Source organism: Clostridium sp. Marseille-P7770 (assembly GCF_902143525.1).
Taxonomy (GTDB): domain Bacteria; phylum Bacillota; class Clostridia; order Lachnospirales; family Lachnospiraceae; genus Pilosibacter.
This window is the reverse complement of the sequence record NZ_CABFVC010000004.1, coordinates 122,641-142,396: the sequence shown is the minus strand read 5'-3', so window position 1 is coordinate 142,396 and position 19,756 is coordinate 122,641. Positions and strand designations below refer to the sequence as shown.

The 19,756-nt window shown below is 50.5% G+C and carries 17 protein-coding genes and 1 pseudogene; 17 read left to right on the top strand and 1 reads right to left on the bottom strand.

Translation table 11 applies throughout. The features are described from left to right. Positions 1-26 precede the first annotated feature (26 nt). The 17 genes and pseudogenes from FN001_RS10860 (at position 27) to FN001_RS10785 (ending at position 18,750) form a co-directional block, all read left to right on the top strand. Complete coding sequence (locus FN001_RS10860) at positions 27-1,445, top strand: undecaprenyl-phosphate glucose phosphotransferase (RefSeq protein ID WP_142411834.1); 1,419 nt, start codon at positions 27-29, stop codon at positions 1,443-1,445. Positions 1,446-1,461: 16 nt separating this feature from the next. Then, positions 1,462-3,228 (top strand): LCP family protein, encoded by a 1,767-nt coding sequence (locus FN001_RS10855; protein ID WP_243121995.1) that lies wholly within the window; start codon positions 1,462-1,464, stop codon positions 3,226-3,228. 454 nt (positions 3,229-3,682) lie between these two features. Beyond that, on the top strand, positions 3,683-4,633 hold the full coding sequence (locus tag FN001_RS10850) for a phosphate ABC transporter substrate-binding protein (protein ID WP_185911901.1): 951 nt from the start codon (positions 3,683-3,685) through the stop codon (positions 4,631-4,633). A 185-nt stretch (positions 4,634-4,818) separates the two neighbouring features. Then, positions 4,819-5,802 carry a phosphate ABC transporter permease subunit PstC gene (gene pstC / locus FN001_RS10845; RefSeq protein WP_142411832.1) on the top strand — a complete coding sequence of 328 codons (984 nt, stop codon included), beginning with the start codon at positions 4,819-4,821 and terminating at the stop codon, positions 5,800-5,802. Positions 5,803-5,805: 3 nt separating this feature from the next. Continuing rightward, a complete protein-coding gene (gene pstA / locus FN001_RS10840) occupies positions 5,806-6,684 on the top strand; it encodes a phosphate ABC transporter permease PstA (protein WP_142411831.1) in 879 nt (292 codons plus the stop codon). A gap of 95 nt (positions 6,685-6,779) precedes the next feature. After that, a complete protein-coding gene (gene pstB, locus FN001_RS10835; RefSeq protein WP_142411830.1) occupies positions 6,780-7,541 on the top strand; it encodes a phosphate ABC transporter ATP-binding protein PstB in 762 nt (253 codons plus the stop codon). Positions 7,542-7,543: 2 nt separating this feature from the next. Continuing rightward, positions 7,544-8,206 carry a phosphate signaling complex protein PhoU gene (gene phoU / locus FN001_RS10830; RefSeq protein ID WP_142411829.1) on the top strand — a complete coding sequence of 221 codons (663 nt, stop codon included), beginning with the start codon at positions 7,544-7,546 and terminating at the stop codon, positions 8,204-8,206. Positions 8,207-8,562: 356 nt separating this feature from the next. Continuing rightward, positions 8,563-9,009: an ACT domain-containing protein gene (locus FN001_RS10825; protein ID WP_142411828.1), complete on the top strand. Its 447-nt coding sequence runs from the start codon at positions 8,563-8,565 to the stop codon at positions 9,007-9,009. Between the two features lie 4 nt (positions 9,010-9,013). Next, the gene (locus FN001_RS10820) at positions 9,014-10,225 is read left to right on the top strand and encodes a homoserine dehydrogenase (RefSeq protein WP_142411827.1); all 1,212 of its coding nucleotides are present in this window, start codon (positions 9,014-9,016) and stop codon (positions 10,223-10,225) included. After that, a pseudogene (locus tag FN001_RS18755) lies at positions 10,222-10,332 on the top strand (DUF2752 domain-containing protein); the annotation flags it as partial. The gene FN001_RS10820 and the pseudogene FN001_RS18755, both read left to right, overlap by 4 nt. 36 nt (positions 10,333-10,368) lie before the next feature. Continuing rightward, entirely contained in the window at positions 10,369-10,563 is a 195-nt protein-coding gene (locus FN001_RS18750) for a hypothetical protein (RefSeq protein ID WP_243122012.1), read from the top strand. A gap of 351 nt (positions 10,564-10,914) precedes the next feature. Beyond that, a complete protein-coding gene (locus FN001_RS10810) occupies positions 10,915-12,009 on the top strand; it encodes an S-layer homology domain-containing protein (protein ID WP_142411825.1) in 1,095 nt (364 codons plus the stop codon). 277 nt (positions 12,010-12,286) lie between these two features. After that, on the top strand, positions 12,287-14,050 hold the full coding sequence (locus FN001_RS10805; protein WP_142411824.1) for an efflux RND transporter periplasmic adaptor subunit: 1,764 nt from the start codon (positions 12,287-12,289) through the stop codon (positions 14,048-14,050). A gap of 85 nt (positions 14,051-14,135) precedes the next feature. Beyond that, positions 14,136-14,888, top strand: a complete 753-nt coding sequence (locus FN001_RS10800; RefSeq protein WP_142412085.1) for an ABC transporter ATP-binding protein — start codon at positions 14,136-14,138, stop codon at positions 14,886-14,888. A 31-nt stretch (positions 14,889-14,919) separates the two neighbouring features. Beyond that, the gene (locus FN001_RS10795; RefSeq protein ID WP_486463513.1) at positions 14,920-16,056 is read left to right on the top strand and encodes an ABC transporter permease; all 1,137 of its coding nucleotides are present in this window, start codon (positions 14,920-14,922) and stop codon (positions 16,054-16,056) included. A 291-nt stretch (positions 16,057-16,347) separates the two neighbouring features. Further along, positions 16,348-17,619, top strand: a complete 1,272-nt coding sequence (locus tag FN001_RS10790; protein WP_142411822.1) for a PspC-like choline-binding domain-containing protein — start codon at positions 16,348-16,350, stop codon at positions 17,617-17,619. A 78-nt stretch (positions 17,620-17,697) separates the two neighbouring features. Continuing rightward, positions 17,698-18,750, top strand: a complete 1,053-nt coding sequence (locus tag FN001_RS10785; RefSeq protein WP_142411821.1) for an N-acetylmuramoyl-L-alanine amidase family protein — start codon at positions 17,698-17,700, stop codon at positions 18,748-18,750. A gap of 143 nt (positions 18,751-18,893) precedes the next feature. On the opposite strand, the gene FN001_RS10780 is transcribed toward FN001_RS10785, so the two are convergent. After that, on the bottom strand, positions 18,894-19,640 hold the full coding sequence (locus tag FN001_RS10780) for a LytR/AlgR family response regulator transcription factor (protein ID WP_185911900.1): 747 nt from the start codon (positions 19,638-19,640) through the stop codon (positions 18,894-18,896). Positions 19,641-19,756: the final 116 nt, after the last annotated feature.

Sequence of the window (19,756 nt, the reverse complement as noted above, 5' to 3'; positions counted from 1 at the left end):
TTCCTTGGAAAACAGGGTGAAATCATATGATCAAAGACAATCAAAAGAGCCTCAACCGTTTTCATGTGGTGCTTGATGCCTGCGTGACTGCGTTTTCCTATCTGCTCGCATGGTTTATCGTGATCGGAAGCGGATGGGCGAACCAGCTTGGAAAACGGACACTTGAGGTCGGATTTTATTTTGGCGCGCTGCTCGTTATTATTCCGGCGTATCTGCTTTTGTACTCCTTATTTGGACTGTACACCCCAAAGCGTGTGCTTGGGCGCAGAAACGAATTCGGAAAGATCTTTAAGGCAAACTCGATCGGATTTTTAATTTTCGGTCTTGTCCTGTACCTGGGAAGAAAAGAGCCGCACCTCTACAACTTCTCCCAGAGGCTGGTTGTATATTTCTACGTTCTGAACGTGGCATTTATGACGATCGAGCGGAACGGGATCCGGATCGTGCTCCGGTCCATGCGCTCGAAAGGGTACAATCAGAAACATATCCTTTTGGTAGGATATTCCTCCGCGGCAGAAGGTTTTATCGACCGGGTGAATAAGAATCCGGAATGGGGATACAAGATCCGCGGGATCATTGATGATACGAAGGAACGCGGAAGTGAGTATAAGGGAGTTAAGGTCATCGGCTGTGTCGAGGACCTTGATTATATTTTAGAGCAGAACAGTCTTGATGAGATCGCCGTTACACTGAGCCTGGGTGAGTATGAAAAACTCCGCCATATCGTTGCGCTCTGTGAAAAATCCGGCGTGCACACGAAATTTATCCCGGATTATGGGAATATTATCCCGACGATCCCCTATATGGAGGATCTCCAGGGACTTCCGGTGATCCATATCCGCCGTGTCCCGTTAAATGATCCGGTGAATGCAGCGATCAAGAGAGCTGTGGATATCGTGGGTGCGATCGTGGGGATCGTTTTGTTCTCCCCAATCATGCTGATCGTGGCACTGCTCATCAAACTGACATCTCCGGGACCGATCATTTTCTGTCAGGAGCGGGTCGGACTTCACAACCGCCCGTTTAAGATGTATAAGTTCCGTTCCATGACGGTCCAGGATCCAAGTAAGGAAAAGAGCCGCTGGACGACAAAGGGAGATGCCCGTGTAACTCTCATCGGAAAAATCATCCGCCGTACAAGCATCGATGAGGTTCCACAGTTTTTCAATATTCTCATGGGGGATATGAGTCTTGTGGGACCGAGACCGGAACGGCCGTTTTTCGTTGAAAAATTTAAGGAAGAAATCCCGCGATATATGATCAAACATCAAGTCCGTCCCGGTCTTACCGGTTGGGCACAGGTGAATGGTTATCGTGGAGATACCTCGATCATTAAGCGGATCGAGCACGATCTCTACTATATCGAGAACTGGACGATTGGTCTTGATTTCAAGATCATGTTCTTAACAGTTTTCAAGGGATTCATCAATAAAAACGCTTACTAATACGAGGACAAATGACATGAATTATGAAGACGAATTAGACCGTTCGCGCGCAAGAAAAAGCAGACGGCGTGAGAGCGAAAGGGAGACAGCTGCAAAGCATCATTCCCACGAGACAGAAAATCTGTATTCCATGAGTGCGGATCCGGGAAGCCGGGCAGGGCGCGCAGCAGCGAAGAGCCATGGCGCAGGTTCCCATAACCACAAGAGACGCAAAAACGGAAACAAAAAGAAAAAGATCATCATCGGTGTTCTGATCGCACTGATCGTTCTGGTGCTTGGGTTCTCCGGAGCTGTCTACGCATATATCCAGCACAACTTCGGAAAAATGAACGGACAGAATGAGTTCGATCTGAAAGATGTTCTGAATGAGAATATCTCTCTGGAAATGAGGGATAAGATGGAAAAAGGATACTGGACCATCGCCGTGTTTGGTCTGGATTCCCGTGACGGATCGACCGGAAAGGGAAGCCAGTCCGACGTTATCATGATCGCAAACTTAAATCGTGAGACAGGTGAGATCAAACTGGCATCCGTATTCCGTGATACTTACCTGAATGTGAACGATAAGAACACATACAATAAGATCAATGCGGCATACGCCCAGGGCGGTCCGGAACAGGCTGTCAAGGCATTAAATAAGAATCTGGATCTCAATATCACGCACTATGTTGCATTCAACTGGAAAGCAGTCGCGACTGCGATCAATATCCTTGGCGGTGTTGATATCGATATCAGTAAATCTGAGTTTTATTATATCAACGCATTTATCACAGAGACTGTAAAAGGTACCGGAATCGGATCTGTTCAGTTGAAGAGCGCCGGTGTGAACCACTTAGACGGTGTCCAGGCCGTTGCTTACGGACGTCTCCGTCTGATGGACAGTGACTACGCGCGTACCGAGCGTCAGAGACTTGTCATCCAGAAGGCATTTGAGAAGGCAAAGAAAGCAGATTTCGCGACCTTAAACAGCCTTGTGGGAAATATGTCCGCAATGTGTGCAACAAACATCAATGTCAATGATCTTCTTCCGATGGTGAAGAATATCACAAAGTATCATCTCGGCGACAGCATGGGATTCCCGGCAGCACGCGGAGAGAAGAAGATCAAGATCGGAAAAAACAACGCGGCCTGCGTTATCCCGCAGACGCTTGTCAGCAACGTGACAAGTCTCCATAACTTCCTCTATGCGGAGGAGAATTACACGCCGTCGAGCACTGTTCAGACGATCAGCAGCAAGATCGCCTCGGCTACAGGACTCAGCAAGGCAGGCAAGGAGATCGACCATGTAGCGACTGACCAGGGCTATATCCCGAAGGGAGCGACAGAGACTACAACACTTTCTGCTGAGGAAGAAAGCAAGAAGGAGAGTCAGGAAGAGTCCCAGATGGAATCCATGCTCAACGAGTCCAGAAAAGAATCGGAGAGCACAAAGGAGACTGAGACGGGACCGGATGGAAAGCCGATCGAGACTTCTTCCGGAAGTCATGAGAGCAGCAGCGCGGCTTATGAGACGGATGAGCATGGAAATATCTATGTGAAACCGACGGAGAGTCATGCGGCGAGCCCGACGGATGAAGCGGAGACCTCCACAGAGGCATTCCGTCCGTCAAATCCGCAGGAGACAACAGCGGAAGTTCCGGTCGGACCGGGATATGAACATTCCACCGCGGCAGTACCGGAGGCGACAACGAGCGCCGGTCCGGCATCTCACTCAGAAGCACAGAGCTCCGTGACGGTTCCGGGCGGTGCAGTCGCACCGGAAGGTCCGGCAGCAGGAGTATAAGGGGCGCAGGAGGGCCGGAAAGCCGCTCCTGTAGAATCATGGTGATCGAATGACTGCGGGAAGCTGCTATGGCGGACCGAAGAATGTAAAAAGTTCAGGATCATAAAGAGAAAAGACGCATCGTCTGATGAGTCTGGAGTGAAAATTCCGGGCGGTCAGGCGGTGCGTTTTTTCTGTATTTACGCGAACAACGAGCCAAAGTCCGCGCTTGCGCGAGACCTTGGCGACTGTCACGATAACAGGGGGAAACTCGCGAAGCGTGTTTTCACTTGTTTGAGAGAACTGGTTTTACCCGGCTATATTTTTAAACGAAATTTTGAATTTACAATTTACATAGATTATACAAACTAGTTACCGAATCATGGTTTTTGCATTTTTTGTTTCGTGATAAAAATATTACTGTACAGAGAAAGAAAAACAAAAACAAAGACCTTTTGAGGAGGAGAAAGAAATTATGAAAACAAGGAAAGTAATGGCACTTGCAGGTGCAGGAGTTTTAGCAGTCAGCATGATGACAGGATGCGGAAGCAGCAGTACAGCATCCACAACAGCAGCAGCGACAACAGCGGCAGCAGACACGACCGCAGCGGCAGCAGAGACAACGGCAGCAACCGAGGCAGCGGCTCTCACAGGTTCCATCACAGCAGCAGGTTCTTCCGCATTAAAACCGCTCGTTGATGATGCAGCAGACATGTTCATTGAAAAATATCCGGACGTTTCCATCACGATCGACGCCGGCGGATCCGGAGAAGGTTTAAAGCAGGTTTCTGAGGGAACCGTAAACATCGGTAACTCCGACGTAGAGGCATCCGCAAAACTTGACGAGGCACAGGCAAAAGAGCTTGTTGACCACCAGGTATGCGTTGTCACAATGGCACCGATCGTAAACAACGATGTCAAAGAGGGCGGCGTTGAGGACCTCACAAAACAGCAGCTCATCGACATCTTCACAGGAAAGACAACAAACTGGAAAGAAGTCGGCGGACCGGATGAGAGCATTGTCCTTGTAACAAGACCGACATCTTCCGGTACAAGAGCAACCTTCCAGAAATATGCGCTTGACGGAAATGAGGAAGCTTCCAACACTTCCATGGAAACAGATGATTCCGGTGTCCTTCTTCAGAACGTAAAGGATACAAAGGGTGCGATCGGATACGTAGCTCTTTCCTATCTGACAGGCGATGCAGGTGTTTCCACAGTAGCGATCGACGGAGCAGAGCCGACACTTGAAAACACATACGCTGGAACATACCCGGTATGGACATTCGAGCATATGTACACAAAGGGCGAGCCGGATGAGGTTGTAAAGACATTCCTTGACTACATCATGTCCGATGAGTACGGTGCAAAGATGGAGTCCTTAGGATACGGCGTATCTTCCAAGATGACAAACACAGAACACTAATCCAGACAGAGCGGCAAAAGCCATGAGCCGATGGCAGAATGCAAAGAGGACATGGACAGGTAGCTGCAAAGAGGGGCGGGGCAGAAAAATCTGGCCCGCCCCGAAATAGTTCAGAAGATATTTTCCGGCTGAAACATCAGCTGAATTGATAGAAATTGCTTCGAATATCAGAAGCAGGAGGACTTATGAAGAATGGTAAAGAAAAAAGCATGTTCGTCAGGGAATATCTGTGGCGGGATCTGATGACCGTCTGCGGACTGTTTGTGATCCTTCTGACGATCGTGATCGGCGCATTCCTTGTATACAAGGGATCTGCGACATTCCTGATCTATAAACATTCCTTCCTGGAATTTTTAGGATCTGCGGACTGGGCGCCGGAGGACAATATGACAGGCGGAGGCAGCATCGGAGCCCTGATCTTCATCGTGGGATCACTCTGCACATGCGGACTGGCACTTCTCATCGCGACTCCGTTTTCCCTTGGTTCCGCGATCTTTATTACGGAGATCTCTCCAAAGTTTGGTGAGAAGTTCTACCGCCCGGTGGTCGAGATCTTTGCAGGAATCCCGTCTGTTGTATACGGCTGGGTAGGACTCACGGTGCTCGTTCCGGCGATCAAAAATGTGTTTGACCGTCAGGTCGGTCATTCCATCCTGGCAGCGGGACTGGTCCTTGCAGTGATGATCTTCCCGACGATCACAAGTGTGGCGGCTGACGCTCTTCACTCCGTGCCGAAGGAATGCAGAATGGCGGCATACGGACTTGGTTCCACACGATGGCAGACGATCTACCGGATCGTTGTTCCGGCAGCGGCACCGGGGATCATCTCCGGAATCATCCTGGGACTTGCGAGAGCGTTCGGCGAGGCGCTTGCAGTAGCGATGGTCATCGGTCAGACGACAGCGCTTCCGACCAGCATCTTCTCGACAACAAAAACGCTGACGACAGAGATCGCAGCCCAGATGGGCAACGCGATGGAAGGCGGCGAGATGAAATCCGCACTCTGGACCATGGCACTGCTGTTATTTGCAATCTCCCTGTTCTTCATCTTCCTGATCCACCATGTGACAGCAGTGAAACCGGAGAAAGAAGAAAAAACCAGCACTTCCGTGAAAACCAGCACGGCGGCAGTACCGGTAAAGCAGTTCGCAGCAAAGGGGGAAAATTAGACCATGGAAAGTAAGATCAGACGTTCACGCAGCGTGGACCGTGTTATGACAGTCATCTTCTATCTGGTTGCAATCTTCTTCTTCGCTCTTCTGATCGGCTTCGCGGGCAAGGTCATCGTCGGCGGTCTCATGGGGGCAAAGCCGGAAATGTTCCGCTTCGCGAGAAAAGGAAGCATCGGAAACCAGCTGTTCAACACGATCTATCTTGTATTTATTTCCTTACTGGTATCCGTACCGTTAGGCGTCTGCGCCGGAATCTATCTGGCCATGTATGCGAAACAGGGAAAAATGACAAGGTTTTTGAGAATGTGTATCGAGACACTTTCTTCCCTTCCGTCCATCGTTGTGGGTCTGTTCGGATACCTGGTATTCCTCGTATTCTTCGGAATGGGAAAGAGCCTGATGGCTGGTGCCCTCTCCGTATCGATCCTGACACTTCCGCTTATCACGACGACCACCGAGGATGCCATCAAGGGACTTCCGGCAGGATATTTTCAGGCGAGTTTAGGGCTTGGCGCAACAAAATGGCAGTCCATCTTCCATGTGCTTCTGCCGGCATGTCTCCCGCGCATCATGACAGGCGTCATCCTGGCGGCAGGACGTGGATTCGGTGAGGCGGCGGCGCTCCTCTACACCACAGGATCCGGAAGTGACCTGCGCTGGGGCAACTGGAACCTGGCAGCCCCGACCTGCCCCTTCAACCCGTTCCGCCCGGCAGAGACATTGTCGATCCAGATCTGGAACCTCCAGGTAAACGGTCAGGACAAGGCACTGGCAAACACCGCATCCGCGGTCCTTATGATCCTGGTTCTGGCATTCAGCATCGGTGCGAATGTGTGGAGCCATTATCTGAAGAAAAAGAGCTCCGGCGAGGCAGCGTAAGAAACATTCGGAAGAGGACCTCGATGACGATTCTTAAGGGAGAAGTAATGAAACCCTGAGGATGGCATATGAGAGTTTTAGAGAGGAAAACATATATGACTGATATGAAACCGAAATTTGATATCGAAAAGCTGAATCTGCATTACGGCGCGTTCCATGCGCTTAAGGACATCAACATGCAGATCAGCGCCCATGAGATCACCGCATTCATCGGACCGTCCGGCTGCGGAAAATCGACATTTTTAAAGACATTGAACAGAATGAACGATCTTGTGGAGAATGTAAAGATCGACGGAAAAGTGGAGCTTGACGGACAGAACATCTTTAAGGATATGGACGCCATCACGCTGCGCCACAAGGTCGGCATGGTTTTCCAGCAGCCGAATCCGTTCCCGAAGAGCATCTACGATAACGTTGCTTACGGTCCGAGGATTTTTGGGATCACGAAAAAATCAGATCTTGATGAGATCGTCGAGAGAAGTTTAAAGCAGGCCGCGATCTGGGATGAGTTAAAGGACCGCTTAAATAAGAGTGCCCTTGGCCTTTCCGGCGGACAGCAGCAGCGACTCTGTATTGCGAGAACCCTGGCCGTGGAGCCGGAAGTCATCCTGATGGATGAGCCGACCTCCGCCCTGGACCCGATCTCCACATCGAAGATCGAGGATCTCGCGATGGAATTAAAGGATAAATATACGATCGTGATCGTCACCCACAACATGCAGCAGGCGGCACGTATCTCGGACAAGACAGCGTTCTTCCTGTTAGGTGAGGTCATTGAGTATAACAATACCGGGGAACTGTTTGCGAACCCGAGGGATGAGCGGACAGAAAGCTATATCACAGGGAGGTTTGGCTGATTATGAGAGATGCATTTTTAAAACAGCTGGAGGAACTGCACAGAATGCTCGCGGAGATGGGAAGTCTCTGCGAGGACATGATCGACGGAACATACGAGGCACTCATGAACATGGACCGGGATCAGGCTGCGAAGATCCTGGCAGCGGACGCGAACGTAGACTTGAAGGAGCGCGACATCGAGAGCAAGTGCTTAAAGCTTCTGCTTGAGCAGCAGCCGGTGGCGAGCGATCTGAGAACGATCTCCTCTACACTGAAGATGATCACGGATCTCGAGAGAATCGGGGATCAGGCCGGCGATATCGCGGAGATCATCAAAACGACCGATCTTTTACAGCCGGTAAAGGCGACAAGACTCGGAGAGATGGCAAAGGCTGTCGCATCCATGGTGCGGGAGAGCATCGAGAGCTTTGCAAATGCAGACCTGAAGAAGACAAAGGAAGTCATCGCCTATGACGATGTGATCGACGGACTGTTTGATGAGGTCAAGAAAGAACTGGCGGATGGTATCTTAAACGGAGAGGCGACCCAGGAGCAGATCCTGGATACCCTGATGATCGCAAAGTATTACGAGAGGATCGGGGATCATGCGACCAATATCGCAGAGTGGTCTGAGTACGCGATCACAGGCGTTCACCGGAACAGTGAGCTGGAAGAACACCAGTAAAAGTTTTCGAAGATCGTGAAAATTTATCAAAAGTAAAAATATGTGAGCGGGACACCTGGATGAAGGAGGTTCCGCTTATTTATGTCATGTACGTTACTTTTCACAGGTAGGAATTTTCAGAACTGAAAATTCCGTATGATACCGTAACACATGTACATGTCTGAATGTCCGTAACAGACAAACATATACTTGCATTTGTCCGGAAAATATGCTAAGATTTTTACGCACACATGTTTCTCTGGGACGTACACATAGTAACGTGACAGAGTAAAAACAGACAGGATGCATCCGCAGCGGGATACCGGAATGACCGGATGACTGCGGGAAAACTTATGGAGCTTGCGAGGTCTTGGATTATGGAGAAAAAAAACAAATATTATGTAGTTCGTGATAAAGCACTGCCGGAAGTTCTTCAGAAAGTGGTTGAGGTGAAACGTCTGCTCGAGGCGGACAAAAACCTGACAGTACAGGAGGCGGCGGAACAGGTTGGTTTAAGCCGCAGTTCCTTCTATAAATACAAAGATGATATTCTTCCGTTTTCCGATAATACGAGAGGAAAGACGGTGACTCTGGTGACCCAGATGATTGATGAGCCGGGGCTCCTGTCCGATCTGCTTCATATTGTCGCGGACTATCGTGCCAATATCCTGACGATCCACCAGACGATCCCGGTAAACGGAAACGCAACAGTAACCCTGAGTGTGGAAGTCCTTTCTGATACGGGAAATGTGGCCGGTATGGTGGAGGAGATCGAGCACTTAAAGGGTGTACAGAACGTGAAAATCTTAGGAGTGGAGAAATAGACAGATGAAAGCAGCGATTATGGGATACGGAACCATCGGTTCCGGTGTATATGAGGTCCTTGACCGAAACTGTAAAATTGTTGAGAAAAAGGCCGGCGAGCCGATCGAGGTAAAATATATCCTGGATCTCAGAGAGTTCCCGGGAACTCCGATCGAAAAACTTGTGATCCACGACGTGAAAACGATTGTGGATGATCCGGAGATCGGGATCGTTGTGGAGACGATGGGAGGAACCACACCGGCCTATGAGTTTGTGAAGAGCTGCCTGCTTGCCGGAAAGCACGTTGTGACTTCCAACAAGGCACTCGTCGCTGCTCATGGAACCGAGCTGATCCGGATCGCTGCGGAAAAGAGCGTGAGCTTCTTATTTGAGGCGAGTGTCGGCGGCGGTATCCCGATCATCCGCACGCTTGTCGAGTGCCTCGGCGGAGAGGAGATCGAGGAGATCTCCGGAATCCTGAACGGTACGACAAACTATATCCTGACAAAGATGAATGAAGAGGGATGGAGTTTTGAGGAAGCATTAAAGCGTGCCCAGGAGTTAGGCTACGCGGAGCGCAATCCGGAGGCGGATGTTGAAGGCTACGACACCTGCAGAAAGATCGCGATCCTGACCGCAGTTGCTACCGGAAAAGAAGTCGATTACGAGAAGATCCAGACGGAGGGAATTACAAAGATCACCGGGCTTGATTCCAGCTATGCGGCCTGCATGGGAGCGGCGATCAAGCTCTTCGGAACGAGTGTAAACCGTGACGGAAAGGTGTATCTTGAGGTTGCACCGGTCCTTGTGGATGCCAAAGATCCGCTGTACGCTGTGACCGATGTATTTAACGGGATCAAGGTAGTCGGAAACATGCTCGGAACATCCATGTTCTACGGAAGCGGAGCCGGAAAGCTCCCGACCGCCAGCGCGGTTGTCGGCGACATGATCTCCGCGGTCCGTTTTGGCGATGAGCCGGAGAAGATCGGCTGGGGAAGCGAAGAACTTGAGGTACACAAAGCTTCCGAGCTTCCGAGAAAATATTTTGCGAGATTTGAGGGATCCAGATCGGAGAAGAGGGAGATCGTGGAGGAAAATCTCGGAAAAGTGAAGTGGGTGGTCCTGGAAGGAAAAGATGAATTCGCGGTGCTGACTGGTCAGATGACCGGAGATGCATTCGATGCGGCAGCTGAAAAGATCGGCGGACTGCGCCAGAAACTCGCAGCCAGAGTATGATCATTCCGGCGTTCCGGATGCCGTGCCTCTTTCAGCTGATGACCGGGCTTTACTGTCCAGGATGCGGGGGAACGAGAGCCGTCCGGGCACTCCTTTCAGGGCATCCGGTACTAAGCTTTCTGTACCATCCGGTGGTGCCGTATATGGCATCGGTAGCTGTGTGGGCTGCGGTTTCCTGGATCCTGTATTTTGCCACGGGAAACAGGAGATTCCGACCGGAGTTGGATGACCGGATCGCTTACGCAGCGGCGGGGATCGTGATCTTAAATTTTATCATAAAAAACGGACTTCTGGTGTTCGCCGGGATCGATGTGATCGGGCGGCTGCTGGGGGTGTGAGAATAGGGAGAAGACCTGGAGCTGGTACCGAAAGTGGTATCTGTTCTGGGTCTTTTTGTTTCATGCCACAATTTTGCCGCAGATATGCCCTGTTTTGTGTGACATCCTTCACAGTTTGAACACAGGTCGAACACAGAGGAATCACAAGTTTCTGATAGAGTTTATTGCAGAAACGTAATAAACAGTAAGAAAAATGCAAGGAACAAGGAGTATATGTACTTTAAAAGTACAAAGATCCCCGTGATGACGAGTGTACGCAGCAGTCAATGGAAATTAGGCAATGGATCTGGAAAGAGATGACCTGCAGGGGCTGATGATCTGGCGGTCAAGGCGGATGAAAGGAGAACGGAAATGAGAAGAGGAAAGATAATAGCGGTCAGTCTGACGGTCTGTGCGGTGGGGGCCGGAATGACGGTGAACGCTTACGCGGCCAGCACCACATTTGAAATGAGGAAGAAAGCGGTGAGCCTGCTTGGAATTATAACGACGAGTAATTACCAGGCGAATGTGACGAGAGGTGAGTTTGCGGAACTCCTCGTAAAGGCATCGGACTACAAGGAGACGGCAAACGCGGCGGGAACCGTATCTGTATTCGTGGATGTCTCCTCAAAATCCCAGTATTCTGCGGCGATCCGCACGGCGGCGACGAACTCCTGGATGTCCGGTTATCTCGGCGGAAACTTTAAGCCGGACGAGGGAGTTACGATGCGGGATGCCATCAAGGCAGTCCTGGGAGTCTTAGGATACACAAACGAGGATTTCTCCGGAAGTCTTCAGGAGAGCCGCCTTGCGAAGTTCAAGTCCCTGTCCCTGGATTCTGGGATCTATCGTGATCTCGACGAGGTCCTCACGAGGGAAGACTGCATCAACCTGTTCTATAACCTGATGAAGGCGAAGACAAAAGAAGGAAACCAGTATGGCAGCAAGGTCTTTGATCTGACCTACAATTCCGACGGCGAGATCAACACATCCTCGATCTTGGATAACAGTTTAAAGGGACCGAAGATCTTAGACAATGACAGCCGGAACTTAAAGAGTCTTGTTCCATTCTCCCTGAAAGATGCCACCATGTTCCTAAACGGCGAGGCATCTGACGAGAGTGAGATCAATGATTACGCCACCGTGATCTACTACCATGAGGAGACAAAGATGATCTTCGCCTATTCCAACGGCGGCGAGAACAAAGGCGCCACGGAGGGCCGGATCAAGGCGATCTACTACGATTCCAGCGACCCGTTCACACCGGTGAAGGTGGTCTTAAACACCGATTACCAGGACAACGGCGGCGAGGGCGATGAGTTCCAGATCAGCGGGTCGGAGCTCCAGTATCTGTTCTCTGTTTATGGAGAGTTTGAGGTGGATGACAAGATCGCCATCGTGTGGGAGAAGAGTGGAAGCGATGAGAATGCGACATATACGGTTGTAGATGTTGTTGGAGATTATTAATTAGTTACGAATATACATACAATACATAAAATAGAGATACCGCAGTGGAAACGTGAATAGAGAAAATTCAGGGTTACTTTTCATGGGTAGGAATTTTCTGAACTGAAAATTCCATATGATACCGTTATGACCGCGGATTTTGCCGATTCGGAATGCGAAGCAACGGCAAAATCCTGTTACAGTGCGCGGGCATGGAGTGCCCGCGTACTGTAACAATTCAGGTTTGGAACATAGTTAAGAGAAGCGGAAGATTTCAATAGACAGGAAAGGAACGAGTATGGAGAACGAAAAGGTGGCTGTAGAGAAGAAACGAAAAAAACGGAAAGGAAAAAGCGGAAAAGTAGTGATCCTGCTTCTGGCGGTTCTGGCAGCGCTGCTTGGCGGATTTTTCCTCTATGAGAAAAGAAGCGGAGACCAGAAAAGTCAGGGCGAGCAGTCCGTGTCAACGACGACGGTGAAGCGGATGGACATCACCTCAGAGCTCACGGCGTCAAGCTCCCTGTCCCCGAAGGACACCTACGAGGTGACATCACTGGTGGAAGGCGAGGTCATTGAGGCGAACTTCGAGGAGGGCGACGTGGTGGAAAAAGGCCAGATCCTCTACCGGATCGACGCGTCTTCCATGGACTCTGATCTGAGCTCTGCCCAGACCAGCCTTCAGAGAGCGAAGGAGAGTGCCCAGACGGCACAGTCCGATTACACTGAGGAGACGGCAAGACTTGCAGGAAATACATACCGCTCCACAGCGTCCGGATATATCAGGACTCTCTATATCAAAGAGGGCGATAAGGTAAACAACGGAACGAAGATCGCGGATCTCTATGATGATTCCGTCATGAAGATCACAGTTCCGTTCCTCTCCGGAGAGGCGGCGGAGATCAACGTGGGTGATGAGGCGGCAGTGACATTGGAGGACACCGGCGAGCAGATCTCCGGTACCGTCACGGTTGTCAGCAGCATGGAGGAGACACTTTCCGGCGGACGCCTCGTGAAGAACGTGACCGTTGAGGTACCCAATCCTGGCGGACTCACAACAGACACGGCGGCCTCCGTAAAAGTCGACGGATTTGTCTGCAGTGCCGAGGGAACATTCACAGCGAAGACGGAGACGACCCTGAGCGTGGAACTCTCCGGAAACAAGAGTCTCGAGATCGAGAAGCTTCTGATCCATGAAGGTTCTTATGTGGAGAAAAACTCCGAGCTGTTCCAGGTGACCGCAAAGACGGCGGAAGAGTACTTAAAGGAATTCAAGGACGCAGTGGAGAGCGCGGATGACAACCTGGAAAACGCGGAGAACAAGCTGAGCAACACTCAGGACAGTGTGGATGACTATACGATCACAGCGCCGATCTCGGGGACAGTGATCACGAAAAATGTGAAGGTTGGGGATAAGATCTCCAAGAGCTCCAGTGGAACGACCACTATGGCAGTGATCTACGACCTGTCCACCATGACATTGGAGATGTCCGTGGATGAACTCGATGTCTCAAGCGTCAAGGTCGGCCAGTCCGTGGAGATCACAGCGGATGCTGTGGAAGGCGAGACATTTACAGGAACCGTCACAAATGTGAGTCTGCAGAGCAGCTACTCCAACGGTGTCACAAACTATCCGGTGACAGTGACTCTGGACGATACGGGAAGTCTTCTTCCGGGCATGAACGTGGACGCGAAAATCATTCTCGACAGTTCCGAGAATGCTCTTGTGATCCCGGCCAGTGCGCTGATGCGTGGAAACAGAGTGTATGTGAAGAAGAACTCCGGTTCCGGTAAATCCGGCGGCAGCAACGTCCCGGACGGCTTTGAAGCAGTCCAGGTGACCACAGGCATCATCAACGACGATTATGTGGAGATCCTTTCCGGCCTCTCTGAGGGGGACGAGGTCTACATTTCTTCCGATTCCGGAAGCTCGACGCAGACCAATCAGATGCAGATGGGCGGCATGGGCGGTCCTGGCGGTGACATGGGCGGCGGCGCACCGGGCGGTCCTGGCGGAAACAGCGGAAATGGCGGCGGCAACGGCGGTGGACGCAGATCCCAGTAACGCATAGGAGATAAATTGCATGGAAAAAACTGAATTCTTAACACAAACAGATACCGCAGAGCAGGAAAACATATCTGAAGAGCCGATGAAGCAGGAAGCGGCAGTTTCAGAAGTTCATGAAGCGCTGGAAACGCAGGAACCCCTGATAGAGCTGCGCAATATCTACAAGATCTACTACATGGGCGACGAGGAAGTCCACGCCAATGACGGCATCAGCCTTTCCATCAGGAAAGGCGAGTTCGTAGCGATTGTCGGCAAGTCCGGAAGCGGAAAATCCACTCTGATGAACATCATCGGCGCCCTGGACGTCCCGACGGAAGGCGAGTATTTTCTTGGCGGTGAGGATGTGGCAGATATGTCCGACAACGAGCTGGCGGAGATCAGAAACCGCATGATCGGTTTTATCTTCCAGCAGTACAACCTGCTCTCAAAGTTAAATCTTCTGGAGAACGTGGAGCTTCCGCTTCTCTACGCAGGTTATGACAAAAAGGAACGTCGGGAGCGGGCTATGAATTCCCTGAAAAGGGTTGGACTTGAAGAAAAATGGAAGAATCTTCCGAACCAGCTCTCCGGCGGCCAGCAGCAGAGAGTCTCCATCGCCCGGGCTCTCGCAGGGGATCCGTCCTTAATCCTGGCGGATGAGCCCACGGGTGCCCTGGACTCCAGGACAGGCCGGGAGGTGCTGGACTTTTTAAAGAAACTCAATGAAGAAGGAAACACGATCGTCATGATCACCCATGACAGCTCCATCGCTCTCGAGGCGAAGCGGGTGGTGCGGATCCATGACGGAAAGATCAATTTTGACGGGGATGTGAAAGAGTATGCTGCAATCATTTAAAATGGCGCTAAAAAGTATCTGGGGCAACAAAATGAGGTCCTTTCTCACGATGCTCGGAATCATCATCGGTGTCGCATCAGTCATCATTCTGGTCAGCATCGTCAACGGCTATATGTCCTACATGGTGGAGAGCTTTTCCTCCATGGGTGTAAACCAGATCACGGTCCAGTACAAGGCGGTAGCCTCAAGAACAATCGACGTGGACGAATTTTATGAATTTTATGATGAACATGAGGAGCTCTATGAGAATATGTCCCCGAACGTGTCTGTCAGCGTCACGGTCAAACATGACTCCGACACTATGGATTCCACAAGTGTCGGCGGCTACAGCGAGGATTATCTGGCAATCAAGGACTACGAGATCGAGTACGGCAGAAATCTCCAGTACTCTGACATGGAGGCAAGGAGAAAAGTCGCAGTCATCGGTGCCTACGTGGCGGAGGAGCTTTACGGCGGTTTGCGGAACGCGGTGGGTGATACCATAAAATTAAATGGTGACAATTATACCATCGTCGGCGTTGTGGAACGGCAGACGGAGAGCAGCTCTGAGTTTGATGACGGGTGTACGGATGACTTTGTGTGGATTCCATATTCCAGAGCTGTAAAGATGGCGAGAAATGCGGTGATCAACAACTATATCTTTACATCAAGAGATATCAATGATACGGAAGCATGCACGGCGGAGCTTGAAAATTTCCTCTATGAAAAGATGAAGAGCGAAAATCTCTACACGGTGATAGCCATGAGCTCCCTTCTCGACTCCCTGAACGAGCAGATTGCCATGATGAGCATGATGTTAGGCGGTATCGCCGGGATCTCCCTTTTAGTTGCCGGTGTGGGTGTCATGAACATCATGCTGGTGTCTGTGACGGAGCGGACCAGAGAGATCGGTATCCGGAAGGCCCTTGGCGCGAAGAAAAGCGTGATCCTTCAGCAGTTTGTCATAGAGGCGCTGGTTACAAGCTCCATCGGCGGAGTCATCGGGATCATGATCGGTGCCTTAGCAAGTACAGGAATCGGCGCCCTCATGGGAATCGATGCGCCGCCGACCATGACGGCAGTTGTGATCTCGTTTAGCGTTTCTGTTGCCATCGGACTGATCTTTGGTTACATGCCGGCGAGCCGGGCGGCGAAGCTGAACCCGATCGACGCACTGAGGACAGACTAAAACTGCGCAGAAAATGACAGGATCAACGGTAAATACGGAAAATAGAAGAATAATAGGAAAATGCAGATTCTAAGCCTCAAACTGCCACGGATTTGCCGCTAAAAGACAGAATATCTTAAGTTGACGGAAGTGTTTGCCCACCCTTATAATATAGTTAAACGAAAGCAACTTGCAATGAAGCATGAAAGAGAAAAAATACATGCAAATTGTACGAAATACATGTATTTTTTGAAATATTGAAGCAACATTGATCCTGCAAATTGCTGTCAAAAATATGGGGGAGGGAATCATATGGCAGAAAGAAAATGGAAGAAATTCAGTGCATGGATGATTGCCTGGGTCATGGCAGTCGTGTTTACGGTATCCGGGGCGCAGACAGCGTTTGCGGCGGCCAGTTATGTAGGCAGTATCAGTATCACATTAGACGTCACACCGACGGTGGGAGAATCCCTGCCGGATCTGGATGTGGGATACAATTCTGACAACTGTGAGGTATCGATCCCGAACAATGACAGATATGATATCGTTTCCGCAAAATGGACATCATCAAAATCTGATGTCAAGATCGGCGGAATGTATACGTTAAAGGTCACATTGAAGGCTTTAAATAATTACAGGTTCAGCAGCAGCGCCTATACCTCTTCGAAGGTAAAGGTAAAGAACGGAACCTTCGTGAGTGCTTCGAGAACGTCTGCCGACCGTCTTGTCGTAACAGTAAAGACAAGACCGGCAAAGGGTGATCTGGAAGCGCCGGGAGAGGCATACTGGGTCACTGAGAGATCCGGAAGCTCCGATCTTGGACTTGCAAAGTGGGAAGCTGTCGAGGACGCGTCCTATGAGGCGTATCTCTATCGCGGAAATAAAGTTGTTTATAAGAGCGGTGAGATCCATGTGAGCAATTATGATTTCTTCCCATATATGACGTCAAAGGGAACATACACCTTTAAGGTCCGCTCTCTCCCGTCAAATGATGAAGTGGCAAAATATGCTTCCAAGAGCGAATGGACGACTTCGGATGAGGTCTACATCGATGAGAGTGACGCGGCGAGAGCAGCGAGAAGAAATCCGTCCGGCAATCATACAGGCAGCGGAAATAATTCCGGCAGCTCCCAGCCGGCTCCATCGGATCCAAACACAGTGGGCTGGATCAAGGACGGGGACCGCTGGTACTATCGTTACCCCGATGGAACTTATTTAAAGAACAACTGGGGCTATATCGGAAACGTATGGTATCTCTTCGACGCCAACGGAATGATGCTCACGGGCTGGCAGATGAAGAATGGCGTGTATTATTATATGAATGCTGACGGAAAGATGCAGACCGGCTGGCTCCTCTATAATAATGTATGGTATTACCTTGCCGACAGCGGTGCGATGTTGACCGGCTGGATCACGCTTGGGGATAAGACGTATTATCTTGGAAGTGACGGTGGAATGCTGACCGGCTGGCAGACGATCGATGGACAGGTCTATTATCTGCACCCGGACGGACACCGGGCAGCAAACGAAGTGATCGATACCTTTTACGTGGATCAGGATGGAATCTGGAGAAAACCACAGTAAAGGATCAGCAGGAAAAGAGGCAGAAGAAAATTCCGGATACGTCCGGCAGTTGCCCGACAGGCAGGAAAGGAGTGCGTTATGAGACAGAAGCATTTTGGAAAATGGCTTGCGGCAGCAGGAATTCTGATGGCAATGACGATATGGCTGGCTCTTCCTGCACTGGCTGCGCAGACAGTAAGCTCCGTGCGGATCACATTCACGGATAAATATACGGATCCGGGTGTGATCTCGGAACCGGATATCACATGCAGTACCTTCGGGATTGAAATTACATCTGTGGAGTGGAGCAGGGATGTGGAAAAATGGAATCCGGGAACGAAAGTGACAGCGACGCTGCTCCTGTCCTCGGACAGAAAGGAATTTTCTTCCAGCTATGGATCAAAATCCTGTCAGATCTACGGCGCAACCCTCAGCAAAGCAGTAAAAGAGAATGACAATTTAAAGGTTACAGTCACATACTATCCGGTAGTCTGGCTGGAGGCTCCGGAGGAAGCCGGCTGGAGCGCTTCGAATCATATGAAAGCAGTCTGGAAGAAAGCTGATTACGCGACGGGATATCAGATCCGTCTTTACCGGGATGATTATTATCTGCGAACCATCGACGTGACGGGAACCAGTAAGGATCTCTCCGAATATATGAGCAGGGAAGGAAATTATTACTATGAGATCCGCGCGGTGGGAAAGACAACGAACGACGCGAAGTATCGCAGGAGCAGTGATTATATTACCTCCTCTGACCGGTATCTGGATGATCTCGGCGACACAGAAGGCAGATGGAAGAATTACGCGGACGGAAAGAAGTATGTGGACGAGAATGGCCAGATCGTGATCTCCCAGTGGTACCGGATCCTCGGAACCTGGTATTATTTCGACGAGAACGGATACATGGCGACGGGATGGAGACTGGTCAATAATAAATGGTATTACCTTGGAAATGACGGAAAGATGGTAATCGGCTGGAAGCAGATCGGCGGTGTCTGGTACTACATGGATGCCGATGGAGCGATGGCAACAGGCTGGCGTCAGACCGGACCAGGTCAGTGGTATTACCTGAACGCGGATGGTTCCATGGCGGCATCCACGGTGATCAATGGATATACGCTGGATGCGTCGGGACTCTGGGTAAATTAGGATGCGTTAATTGTGAATAAGAAAAAGGTTCTGTATGGAGCACGAGGAGAGGTAGATTGCCGATCCTGACTCCGTACAGAACCTTTTTTGTTTAACAGGAAATTCCGATGGAAAGAAAATTCCAGTTCTGCGATAGCGGTCATTTAATAAGGATGATTTTCAGTTCTCATCTTTGTAAATAAGTAGTCTGCGAATGCGGCCCTCGTTTCTTTCAGTTTCCGACGGCTGCAGAAAACAGAACTTCCGTTTTTCAGCCGGATCTCGCCGGAACTTAAGAAATCCTGGACCTGGGAAAAGTTGACGAGAATCCCTTGGCTGCACTGAAAATATCTGCCGCTCTGGGGCAGAAGGGAGCTGATCTCTGAGAGTGTGTGGCGCAGCGGAATATCCCGCGCTGCTGTGTGGATCAGGCTTCCGTGCCGGATGGACTCACAGTAGAGGATATCGTCGAGAGCTACATGACAGGGGCGGGAAGAGCCGCTCTCCAGCCGTTCGGTGAGTTCCAGGCAGGCCGGAGGCGCGAAAGATTCCCGAAGCGTATTGAGGCACCAGGAAAGCTCCTCTTTCTTTACCGGTTTTAAGAGAAAGTCCATGGGATGAACCCGGTAGCAGTCCAGAGCGTAGTCCTGTTCTGATGTTATGAACACAATGGGGAGCTTTGAATCGATCTCCCGGAGCTTCAACGCCGTGTCCAGTCCGGAAAGCTTTCCCATGACGATATCGAGAAACACGATCGTATAGAGTCCGGGGCGGAAGCTCTCAAGGAAACATTCCCCATCCGCAAACAGGGAAAAATCCGCCTGATCCCCATGCTCCGCACAGTCTGCCTGAATCAGCCCGCGCAGGTGTTCGGCGTGGGGAGGATAGTCTTCAACAATAGCAAAATGCAAGTTCTTCACCTTCTATGTAATCTACCAGACCGATTAAGACAGATTTCGACCGAATAGCCGGGATCCGTTGTGCAGACAGGTCTGATAATATTATGATAAATCTAGGACAGCGGATA